Below are 10,467 nucleotides of genomic sequence, written 5' to 3'. Positions count from 1 at the left end.
AGGTGACCAAGCTCGACGGCGTCGGGCATGTGCCGATGTACGAAGCGCCCCAACGCATCGCCGACGTAATCACCGACTTCGTCGATCAGTACGCCCACCCGCAGGCCGGGTAGATGGGCTAGCTCGTGACGGGCTGACTCGTCACACTCTCCAGCGTCTCGTTGAGGGTCTTGCTCGGCCGCATCACCGCGGTGGTCTTCTCGGGGTCCGGGTAGTAATAACCGCCGATGTCGACCGAATCACCCTGTACCTCAGCGAGTTCCGACACGATCGTCTCTTCGTTGTCAGCAAGCTTCTTGGCCAGATCGGCGAAGTGGTCGGCCAGTTCGGAGTCCTCGCTCTGCTCGGCGAGCTCCTGCGCCCAGTACATCGCGAGATAGAACTGGCTGCCGCGGTTGTCCAGCTCGCCGGTCTTGCGCGACGGGCTCTTGTCGTTCTCCAGCAGCCGTCCGATCGCGGAGTCGAGCGTCTTGCCCAGCAGGGCTGCCCGCTTGTTGTCGGTCTTGCGGCCCACATCCTCGAAACACGCACCGAGAGCAAGGAATTCGCCGAGCGAATCCCAGCGCAGGTGGTTCTCCTCGACCAACTGGTTGACGTGCTTGGGCGCTGATCCGCCCGCACCCGTCTCATACATGCCGCCGCCGGCCATCAAAGGCACGATCGAGAGCATCTTCGCGCTGGTGCCCAACTCCAGGATCGGGAACAGGTCGGTCAGGTAGTCGCGCAGGATGTTGCCCGTGACGGCGATGGTGTCCTGGCCGCGGATCAGCCGTTCGAGCGTGTACCGCATCGCCCACACCTGCGGCATGATCTGAATCTGAAGGCCCTCGGTGTCGTGGTCCTTCAGATACTCCTTGACCTTCTTGCGCAGCTCGACCTCGTGCGGTCGTTCGGTGTCGAGCCAGAACAGCGCCGTCATGCCCGAGGCGCGCGCCCGCGTGACGGCCAGCTTCACCCAGTCGCGGATCGCGGCGTCCTTGACCACGGGCATCCGCCAGATGTCGCCGGTCTCGACGTTCTGAGTCAGCAGCACCTCGCCGGTGTCGACGTCGACGATGTTGGCGGTCCCGTCTTCGGGAATCTCGAACGTCTTGTCGTGGGACCCGTACTCCTCTGCCTTCTGCGCCATCAGGCCGACGTTCGGAACGGTGCCCATCGTCGTCGGATCGAACTGCCCGTGGGTCTTACAGAAGTTGACCATCTCCTGATAGATCCGGGAGAACGTCGACTCCGGGTTCACCGCCTTGGTGTCCTTCGTGCGGCCGTCGGCGCCGTACATCTTGCCGCCGAGACGGATCATCGCCGGCATCGATGCGTCGACGATCACGTCGCTGGGCGAGTGAAAGTTGGTGATGCCGCGCGCCGAGTCGACCATTGCCAGCTCGGGCCGATTCTCGTGAACGGCGTGGATGTCCTGGATGATCTCCTCGCGCTGCGAGGCGGGCAGCGACTCGATCTTGTCGTAGAGGTCGCTCATGCCGTTGTTGACGTTGACGCCTAGCTCGTCCAGCACCTTCTGGTGCTTGGCGAAGGCATCTTTGTAGAACACCTTCACCGCGTGGCCGAAGACAATCGGATGGCTCACCTTCATCATCGTGGCCTTCACGTGCAGCGAGAACATCACGCCGGTCTTGTAGGCGTCCTCGATCTGCTCTTCGAAGAATTCACACAAAGCCTTCTTGCTCATGAACATCGAGTCGATGATGTCGCCCTCGTCGAGCGCGACTTCGGGCTTGAGCACCCGGTTTTCACCGCTCTTCGTCTCGAGCACCATCTTGACCTTGCGCGCCTTGTCGAGCGTCATCGACTTCTCGCCGTGGTAGAAGTCGCCTTTCTTCATGGTGGCCACGTGGGTGCGCGACGCCTGGCTCCACTCACCCATGCTGTGTGGATGCTTGCGTGCGTACTCCTTCACGGCCCTGGGCGCGCGACGGTCCGAATTGCCCTCGCGCAGAACGGGGTTCACCGCGCTACCGAGAACCTTCGCGTAGCGCTCCTTGATTTCGGCTTCTTCGTCGTTCTTCGGCTCACCCGGGTAGTCCGGCAGGTCGTAGCCCTTGGATTTGAGCTCCTTGATGGCCGCCAGCAACTGCGGCACCGAGGCGCTGATGTTGGGCAGCTTGATGATGTTGGTCGCGGGATCCTGCGTCAGCTCACCCAGGCGGCCGAGATTGTTCGGCACCCGCTGCTCTTCACTCAGCCGGTCGGAGAACTCCGCCAGGATGCGCGCCGCCACTGAGATGTCGCTGGTCTCGATGTTGATTCCGGCGGGCTCGGTAAAGGTCCTGATGATCGGCAGAAAGGCGTATGTCGCCAGCAGCGGCGCCTCATCGGTCAGCGTGTAGATGATCGTGGGCTTCTCGTCGCTCATGTCGTCTCTCCCGGCGTCGGTGTCGGCTATCAGTATCGCGTCGGTAATGAACCTACGCGTGCCCAACATGGGGACAGTTGCCCCATGCCCTACCCGGCCAAACGCCAGCGGAATCTCCCGTCGTGATCAACCTGGTGGCAGCCATGACCTGCCGTGCGATACCATTTCGGTCGGTCATGAGCGCCAGCGTCAAGCCCCGGCTTGCTGGCCGGCAACCCTCCAACCGCGGTGGGGTGCCCCGGGTGATGACCAGGTTGAGTAGCCACGCGGCTACACGGCAAGCGCGGGTCCGCCGGCACGGACCCCCAGAGACAGATGGAGGTCCGTTTCGTATGAGCACGCCAGAAGATCCCACGGCTAATTGGTCGTTCGAGACCAAACAGGTCCACGCCGGGCAGACACCCGACTCCGCCACCAACGCGCGGGCGCTGCCGATCTACCAGACGACGTCGTACACGTTCAACAGCACCGAGCACGCGGCCGCGCTGTTCGGTCTGGCCGAGCCCGGCAACATCTACACCCGGATCATGAACCCGACCCAAGACGTCGTCGAGCAGCGTATCGCCGCACTCGAGGGCGGTGTCGCGGCACTCTTCGTCGCGTCGGGTCAGGCCGCCGAGACGTTCGCGATCCTCAACCTCGCCAACACCGGCGACCACATCGTGTCCAGCCCGCGGCTCTACGGCGGCACCTACAACCTGTTCCACTACACGCTGCCCAAGCTGGGCATCGATGTCAGCTTCGTAGAGAATCCCGACGACCTGGACTCGTGGCGTGCGACCGTGCAGCCGAACACCAAGGCGTTCTTCGGCGAGACGATCTCCAACCCCCAGAACGACATCCTCGACATCCCCAACGTCGCCGCGGTTGCGCACGAGGCTGGGGTGCCGCTGATCGTCGACAACACCGTCGCGACCCCGTATCTGATCCAGCCGATCAGCCACGGCGCCGACATCGTCGTGCATTCGGCCACCAAGTACCTCGGCGGGCACGGCGCCGCGATCGCCGGCGTGATCGTCGACGCAGGCACCTTCGACTGGACCGTGGGAGCCGAAGGGTCGGCGCCATCGGGCGGAGCCAAGTTCCCCGGCTTCACCACCCCAGACCCCAGCTACCACGGCGTGGTCTTCGCCGAGCTGGGGCCACCGGCGTACGCCCTCAAGGCGCGCGTGCAGTTGTTGCGCGACATGGGCTCTGCTGCGTCGCCGTTCAACGCCTTCCTCGTCGCGCAGGGTCTGGAGACACTCAGCCTGCGCGTCGAGCGCCATGTCGCCAACGCGCAGCGGGTCGCCGAGTTCCTCGACGGCCACCCCGACGTGATCTCGGTGAACTATGCGGGCCTGCCTACTTCGCCGTGGTACGAGCTGGGCAAAAAGCTCGCCCCCAAGGGCACCGGCGCGGTGCTGGCCTTCGAGCTGGCCGGCGGCATCGATGCGGGCAAGGCGTTCGTCAACGCGCTGCGGCTGCACAGCCATGTGGCCAACATCGGCGACGTACGGTCGCTGGTCATCCACCCGGCGTCGACCACCCACTCGCAGCTCACCCCCGAGGAGCAGCTGGCGACGGGCGTGACGCCGGGCCTGGTGCGGCTGGCAGTCGGCATCGAGGGGATCGACGACATCATCGCCGACCTCGAGCGGGGGTTCGCCGCGGCCAAACCGTTCCATGCGGCCGCTGATACCGATCCGGCGACAGTCTCGGCGTTCTAGAAAGCGACCAGTGACAATCTTTGACGTGCACACTGACACGCTGCCTGCCGAGGGCGAGGTCGCGATCGTCGACATCGGGTCGCTGACGCTGGAGAGCGGCGCCGTCATCGACGATGTGTCGATCGCCGTGCAGCGGTGGGGGGAGCTGTCGCCCAACCGCGACAACGTCGTGGTCGTGCTGCATGCGCTGACCGGCGACTCGCACATCACCGGCCCCGCAGGACCGCGGCATCCGACCCCGGGTTGGTGGGACGGCGTCGCGGGGCCCGGCGCGCCGATCGACACCGACCGGTGGTGCGCGGTGGCCACCAACGTGCTGGGCGGCTGCCGCGGGTCGACCGGGCCCAGTTCGCTTGCCCGCGACGGAAAGCCGTGGGGCTCACGGTTTCCGCGGGTGACCATCCGCGATCAGGTGGAGGCCGACGTCGCCGCGCTCGCGGCGCTGGGCATCACCGAGGTCGCCGCCGTCGTCGGCGGGTCGATGGGCGGCGCGCGGGCGCTGGAGTGGATGATCGCCTACCCAGACAACGTGCGCGCGGCGTTGGTGCTCGCGGTGGGCGCGCGTGCGACCGCTGACCAGATCGGTACTCAATGCAGCCAGGTCGCCGCGATCAAATCGGACCCGAACTGGCAGGGCGGCGACTACTACGACACGGGCCGCGCACCCGATGTCGGAATGGAGATCGCGCGCAGGTTCGCCCACCTGACCTACCGCAGCGAGGTCGAACTCGACGAGCGCTTCGGCAATGCCGGCCAGGGCGATGAGGATCCGGTGACCGGGGGCCGCTACGCGGTGCAGAGCTACCTGGAGTATCAGGGCCACAAGCTGGTGAACCGGTTCGACGCGGGCACCTATGTCGCGCTCACCGAGTCGCTGTCCAGCCATGACGTCGGACGCGGACGCGGCGGCATCCAGGCGGCGCTGAGCAGCTGTCCCGTGCCGGTCATCGTCGGCGGTATCACCTCCGACCGGCTTTACCCGCTTCGGCTGCAGGAGGAATTAGCCGAGCTGCTTCCGGGTTGTGCGGAGTTGAAGGTTGTCGACTCGATCTACGGCCACGACGGGTTCCTCGTCGAGACCGAGGCGGTCGGTGTTCTGATCCGCGAGACATTGGAGCTGGCTTCGAAGTGACCCAACAGGCACACCAGCGGTCGCTCTCCTTCGGTGCGGAGGCCGCGGCATATGAACGTGGCCGACCCTCGTATCCGCCGGAGGCCATCGATTGGCTGTTACCACCGGCCGCCAAGGATGTGCTCGACCTCGGGGCGGGCACGGGAAAGCTGACGACGCGGCTGGTGGAGCGGGGGCTCGATGTCGTCGCAGTGGATCCGATCCCGGAAATGCTTGAGCTGCTGAGCAATTCACTGCCCGACACGCCAGCGCTGCTCGGCACGGCAGAAGAGATCCCGCTGCCCGACGACAGCGTCGACGCGGTGCTCGTCGCGCAGGCATGGCACTGGTTCGATCCGGAGCGCGCGGTCAAAGAAGTCGCACGGGTGCTGCGGCCGGGCGGACGGCTAGGGCTGGTGTGGAACACCCGGGACGAGCGGATGGGCTGGGTCAAGGACCTGGGCCGGATCATCGGCCACGAAGACGACCCGTTCAGCCAGAAGGTGACGCTTCCCGAGCCGTTCACCGATGTGCACCGTCATCAGTTCGAGTGGACGTGCTACCTAACCCCGCAGGCGCTCATCGACCTCGTCGCCTCACGGAGTTACTGCATCACCTCGCCGGCAGACGTCCGCAAGCAGACGCTCGAGCGGGTGCGCGAGCTGTTGGCCACCCACCCCGCACTGGCCAACACCACCGGCCTGGCGCTGCCGTATGTCACGGTCAGCATCCGCGCCACACTTTCCACCTGACGCGCGCTAGGTCGACTGAGCACCGAACCATCGCGCCAACGCGGTACGCAACCGTGCGGCGTCGTCGGCGTCGAATTGCTCTGCGGCCCAGGCGACATAGCCATCGGGCCGAATCAATATCGCCGCGGGAGCGTCGCTGCTGGTGCCCGTCACCGACTCCACGGTGTCGGCCCAGGCCGCGGCGGCTGCCCTGGCCCCACCGCCGCAGAGGTCAAGCAACACGGGCCGCGCGTCGTGGAGCAGGTCGACGACGCGACGGCCGTCGTCGAGGCTGATGTCGGGCACCATCAGCCCGGACCACGGATGGTCGTCCCCTACGTCGTAGCGAACGTCCGAACCGGCCAGCAGGCCCGCAAGGTGATTCGTCACTGCGGGCTGCCGCGTCAACTCCTCGAACAGTTCGCGCAGTGCCTCCACCTCAGGCCCGGGGGCGGCGAGCGCGAGCTGCGCCTGTGAGTGCATCATGACTCGCTTACCGACCGGAAAGCGCTCGGACTCATACGTATCGAGCAGATCGTCGCAAGCCCGGCCAGTCACCACCGCCGCGAGCTTCCAGCCGAGGTTCACCGCGTCCTGCATGCCGAGATTCAACCCTGGCCCGCCCATCGGCGAATGCACATGTGCGGCATCGCCGAGCAGTAATACGCGCCCGACGCGGTACCGTTCGGCCTGCCGAGAGTTGATGCCCTCGAGACGACGCAGGGCGTGCGGACCCTGCTTCTTGGGCGCCTCGAGCGGTACGTCCACTCCGATGATGCGGCGGAGACTCTCACGCAGCTCATCGAGGGTCACCGGCCCTTGGGCGCTGCCGAGGGTCCAGCCGTATTCGATCGTGCCCAGCATCGGCCGGTCCGGCTCGAGCGGGAAGACGACGATGGCGCCGCTGCCAAACCTACTGTGGCCGAACGGCAATAGCCCGAACCCGGGAATGTCGTAACCACGGCCGGGCACCAGAAGGTCGTCGGGCAGATACACGTGCGCGATCCGGCTGACGACCGGCGACGTGTACCCCGGGAAGCCGATGCCGACGCCCTTGCGTACGTGACTGCGGCCGCCGTCGGCCCCGACGAGGTAGCCAGCGTCCAAGCGATAGGACCCATCGGCGGTCGTGACGCTCAACGCCACGCCATCGTCGGACGCGCGTAAGTCCGTCAATTCGTGGCCCCACCGGATGTCCACACCGAGATCGCGGGCCCGCTTTTCCAGCAGCCGGACCAGCCGCGGCTGCGGCAACAAGAGCGCATACATCGGGTTGTCGTCAAGATCGAGAAAACTCAGTCCGATACCGGCGAACATCCAGCCATGGGCAGGCTGGGGCGGGCCCTCGTCCCCGCCGAACGCGTGGTAGAGGCCGCGCATGTCGAGCTGCCGAATCACCTGTCCGACAAGTCCATTGGCCTTGGGTTCGTCGCTGGGAGCGGGCAGCTTATCCACGACGACGGGCCGCACCCCCGCCAGTGCCAGCTCACACGCCAGCATCAGACCGTTGGGGCCTGCTCCGGAGATGACGACGTCAGCGGTTTCGCCGGTCACGGGTTATCCCTCTCGATGTCTCCGGCTCGGGGAGCCCGGCCGCCACCTGGGCGAAACCCGACCGGATCAGCGTCGTGATCGGCACCGGCGGATCCGCCCTGACGTAGGTCTCGGTGGCAGCGTCGCCGACGGCACGCACGACGGCGGTCACCAGTCGCGGATAGAGGTCGTGCTCCGGGTCGGTACCCGTGCGTACAGCGATCACCTCGAGCCATTCGTCGAACAGCTCCTTATTCGCGGCGTCACGGATTTCCGGGCGCATCAAGAGCTTTCGGATCTCACCCAGCTCTGCGCGGCTGGGGATCTTGTTCTCCTCGCTGTCGGCTTCGCTGAAGTCCTCCTCGAGCGGCGCGAGAACCGCGGCGGCGATTGACGTCCACAGCGGTTCGTCGGCCGGGCGCTTCCGCAGCACGTCGATGCTGCGGCGCAACCGTTCGGTCTGGCGGTAGGCCAGGGCTTCGTACTTCCCGGAGAAGTAGTTGTTGAACGTGCGCAGCGAAACGCCCGCGAGCTCGGCGATCGACTCCCGCGTCACGCGTTCGAGCCCGCCCTCGAACGCCAGCTTCAGTGCGGCGTCGCTGAGCGCCCGTCGGGTGTCGAGCTTTTTGCGTTCCCGCAGTCCGGTCATCGAACCACCGTATCAAAACATGCATGGTAGGCAAGTTTGCCTAGCATGCAAGAATATATCGGCCATTATGGCTATATCGTCGAGTTCAGCCGAAACGCCTAGACTGGCTCGTATGGCATCACTGACGTTCCGCAACCGCGACGGCGAACTGGTCGACGTGCCGACCGTGGCTGCCACCAGATTCAAGAACGAGTTCGGCGCGATCTTCGAGCAGGCCGCACTCGGCGGCGCGGTGGCGATCACCAAGCACAACACGCCAAAGGCGGTGCTGTTGTCGTATGCCGAGTTCGAGGCGCTGACCAAGTCCGCCGCGCCGGCGCTCGACGAGCTGACCGACGAGTTCGACCAGCTTCTGGTGGGCATGCAGACCCCCGCCTCGAAGTCGGCGATGGCCTCCGCCTTCGACGCCACGCCGAAGGAGCTGGGCCGCGCCGCGGTTGAGGCCGCGCGCGCCACGCGTCGCTGACCGCCCGGATGGCCCGTAAACCGCCGCGGATCTACGTGCTCGCAGGCGTCAACGGTGCAGGCAAGAGCAGCGTCGGCGGTGCGATGTTACGTGCGGCAGGTGCCACCTACTTCGACCCCGACGAAGCCGCGAAGGCGGTGATCGCCGCCAATCCCGGCCTCGACCAGATCAAGGCCAACGCCGCGGCATGGCGACAGGGAAAGCGGTTGTTGGACAAGGCGATTCGCGAACGCCTCGACTTCGCTTTCGAGACGACGCTGGGCGGGTCAACGATGGCGCGGCTGCTCGGGGACGCGGCCGCCCAGGGCACCGAGGTGCGCATCTGGTACGTCGGGCTGGCCAGCCCCGAGGACCACATCGCTCGCGTCGCGCAGCGGGTAAGGCAAGGTGGACACGACATTCCGGAGGGCACCATCCGCCGTCGCTGGCGGCACAGCAGGCAGAACCTCATCCAGCTGCTGCCGGCGCTGACCGAGTTGCGCGTCTATGACAACTCCGGCCACGCCGATCCCGCCGCGGGCGAAACCCCGGAGCCGACGCTGGTGCTGCACTTCGCCCGCGGCGACATCCTCGGGCCGTCTGACCTGTCTGTGACACCGCAGTGGGCCAAGCCGATCGTCGCCGCCGCCCTGAAAATGAGCTGACTCGCACATTTCCGCCCGTACGTGAGTTTCGGCGCAAAAGAAAGGGCACGGGCTAGCTGGTGCCCAACGGGTCGATGGTCCAGGCGATGTAGAGCACGGTGGCGCTGACCGTGGCCGTGGTGACGAAGTCAATGCCCTTGCTGCGCACCGCAAGTAGACCCGCCCGTTCGTCGGTCAACGCGATCCGCAGCGCCGCCGCGGCCGCGACACCGATGCCGATCACCAGCGCGCCGCGGCGCCAGTAACCGGCGATCACCAGAATGAACGCGGCCACGAAGAAGACACCCACCAGCAGGATGGGCCACTGGCCGCCGAACACCTTGCGGGCCAACTCGCGAGGGGTCATGGGGCGCGTTCGGCCAACTCGACGACGTTGGTCAGTAGAAATGCCCGCGTCAACGGTCCGACACCGCCGGGGTTGGGCGAGACGTGGCCTGCCACCTCCCAGACGTCGGGCGCCACGTCACCGACCAGCTTGCCGTTCTCGTCGCGGCTGACACCGACATCGACGACGGCCGCGCCGGGACGCACCATCTCGGCGGTCACCATGTGCGACACACCAGCGGCGGCGATAATGATGTCGGCCTCGCGGGTCAGCTGCGGAAGGTGCCGAGTGGCGGTGTGGCACAACGTCACCGTGGCGTTCTCCGAGCGACGGGTGAGCAGCAGCCCGAGCGGCCTGCCGACCGTCACTCCCCTGCCGATCACCACGACCTGAACGCCCGCGATCTCCACCTCGTAGCGGCGCAGCAGGTGCACGATGCCGCGCGGGGTGCACGGCAGTGGCGCCGGCTCGTTGAGCACCAACCGTCCCAGGTTCATCGGGTGCAGGCCGTCAGCGTCCTTGCCCGGATCCAGGCGCTCCAGCGCGGCGTTCTCGTTGAGATGTTTGGGCAGCGGCAGCTGCACGATGTAGCCGGTGCACTCCGGGTTGGCGTTCAGCTCATCGATGGTCTCGTCGAGAGTGGCTTGGCTGATGTCAGCGGGTAGGTCACGCCGGATCGAGTTGATGCCGACCTTGGCGCAGTCGGAATGCTTGCCGCGAACGTAGGCCTGCGATCCGGGATCGTCGCCGACCAGCACCGTGCCGAGACCCGGTGTGCGCCCGGCGGCGGTCAACTTGGCTACCCGCTCCTTGAGGTCGACGAAAATCTCGTCGCGCGTGGCCTTGCCGTCCAAAGTGATCGCACCCACGCAAGACTCTCCCGTCGCTTCGCTCGCCCTGTCATCCCAGTCTGGCATGCGCTGTGGCA

The 10,467-nt window shown here is 66.2% G+C and carries 10 protein-coding genes and 1 riboswitch; of the genes, 5 read left to right on the top strand and 5 right to left on the bottom strand.

Annotated elements, in window-relative coordinates:
* Positions 1–118: 118 nt before the first annotated feature.
* Positions 119–2,371 carry an NADP-dependent isocitrate dehydrogenase gene (locus tag A5651_RS16610; RefSeq protein WP_066983036.1) on the bottom strand — a complete coding sequence of 751 codons (2,253 nt, stop codon included), beginning with the start codon at positions 2,369–2,371 and terminating at the stop codon, positions 119–121.
* Between the two features lie 172 nt (positions 2,372–2,543).
* Positions 2,544–2,661: riboswitch (SAM riboswitch) on the top strand.
* 42 nt (positions 2,662–2,703) lie between these two features.
* Here A5651_RS16610 and A5651_RS16605 point away from each other — a divergent pair.
* The 3 genes from A5651_RS16605 to A5651_RS16595 are packed head-to-tail and all read left to right on the top strand — an operon-like array spanning position 2,704 to position 5,943.
* Positions 2,704–4,080: a bifunctional o-acetylhomoserine/o-acetylserine sulfhydrylase gene (locus A5651_RS16605; RefSeq protein ID WP_066983002.1), complete on the top strand. Its 1,377-nt coding sequence runs from the start codon at positions 2,704–2,706 to the stop codon at positions 4,078–4,080.
* A 10-nt stretch (positions 4,081–4,090) separates the two neighbouring features.
* Positions 4,091–5,212 (top strand): homoserine O-acetyltransferase, encoded by a 1,122-nt coding sequence (locus tag A5651_RS16600; RefSeq protein ID WP_066982999.1) that lies wholly within the window; start codon positions 4,091–4,093, stop codon positions 5,210–5,212.
* The gene (locus A5651_RS16595; RefSeq protein ID WP_066982996.1) at positions 5,209–5,943 is read left to right on the top strand and encodes a class I SAM-dependent methyltransferase; all 735 of its coding nucleotides are present in this window, start codon (positions 5,209–5,211) and stop codon (positions 5,941–5,943) included. Before A5651_RS16600 ends, A5651_RS16595 begins: the two co-directional genes overlap by 4 nt.
* 6 nt (positions 5,944–5,949) lie before the next feature.
* Here A5651_RS16595 and A5651_RS16590 read toward each other — a convergent pair whose 3' ends face one another.
* Positions 5,950–7,476: an FAD-dependent monooxygenase gene (locus tag A5651_RS16590; RefSeq protein WP_082943811.1), complete on the bottom strand. Its 1,527-nt coding sequence runs from the start codon at positions 7,474–7,476 to the stop codon at positions 5,950–5,952.
* Positions 7,457–8,104 (bottom strand): TetR family transcriptional regulator, encoded by a 648-nt coding sequence (locus A5651_RS16585; protein WP_066982993.1) that lies wholly within the window; start codon positions 8,102–8,104, stop codon positions 7,457–7,459. Before A5651_RS16585 ends, A5651_RS16590 begins: the two co-directional genes overlap by 20 nt.
* A gap of 112 nt (positions 8,105–8,216) precedes the next feature.
* Between A5651_RS16585 and A5651_RS16580 the strand changes: the two genes are divergently transcribed.
* Entirely contained in the window at positions 8,217–8,570 is a 354-nt protein-coding gene (locus tag A5651_RS16580) for a type II toxin-antitoxin system prevent-host-death family antitoxin (RefSeq protein WP_066982992.1), read from the top strand.
* A gap of 8 nt (positions 8,571–8,578) precedes the next feature.
* Positions 8,579–9,214: a zeta toxin family protein gene (locus A5651_RS16575; protein ID WP_066982989.1), complete on the top strand. Its 636-nt coding sequence runs from the start codon at positions 8,579–8,581 to the stop codon at positions 9,212–9,214.
* Positions 9,215–9,266: 52 nt separating this feature from the next.
* Here the strand turns inward: A5651_RS16575 and A5651_RS16570 are convergent, their stop codons facing one another.
* Both A5651_RS16570 and A5651_RS16565 read right to left on the bottom strand, forming a co-directional pair.
* On the bottom strand, positions 9,267–9,560 hold the full coding sequence (locus A5651_RS16570; protein ID WP_066982986.1) for a DUF3017 domain-containing protein: 294 nt from the start codon (positions 9,558–9,560) through the stop codon (positions 9,267–9,269).
* A complete protein-coding gene (locus tag A5651_RS16565) occupies positions 9,557–10,408 on the bottom strand; it encodes a bifunctional methylenetetrahydrofolate dehydrogenase/methenyltetrahydrofolate cyclohydrolase (protein ID WP_197496643.1) in 852 nt (283 codons plus the stop codon). The genes A5651_RS16570 and A5651_RS16565 overlap by 4 nt, the downstream gene beginning before the upstream one ends.
* Positions 10,409–10,467 lie beyond the last annotated feature (59 nt).

Source organism: Mycobacterium sp. 1274761.0 (assembly GCF_001668615.1).
In the GTDB taxonomy this organism is placed as follows: domain Bacteria; phylum Actinomycetota; class Actinomycetes; order Mycobacteriales; family Mycobacteriaceae; genus Mycobacterium.
This window is presented reverse-complemented; position numbering and strand designations above follow the sequence as displayed.

Bases quoted from the DNA above. Each gene is read 5' to 3' on its own strand.
- A5651_RS16610 (WP_066983036.1), bottom strand. From the start codon at position 2,371: ATGAGCGACGAGAAGCCCACGATCATCTACACGCTGACCGATGAGGCG.
- A5651_RS16580 (WP_066982992.1), top strand. From the start codon at position 8,217: ATGGCATCACTGACGTTCCGCAACCGCGACGGCGAACTGGTCGACGTG.
- A5651_RS16585 (WP_066982993.1), bottom strand. From the start codon at position 8,104: ATGACCGGACTGCGGGAACGCAAAAAGCTCGACACCCGACGGGCGCTC.
- A5651_RS16570 (WP_066982986.1), bottom strand. From the start codon at position 9,560: ATGACCCCTCGCGAGTTGGCCCGCAAGGTGTTCGGCGGCCAGTGGCCC.
- A5651_RS16605 (WP_066983002.1), top strand. From the start codon at position 2,704: ATGAGCACGCCAGAAGATCCCACGGCTAATTGGTCGTTCGAGACCAAA.
- A5651_RS16575 (WP_066982989.1), top strand. From the start codon at position 8,579: ATGGCCCGTAAACCGCCGCGGATCTACGTGCTCGCAGGCGTCAACGGT.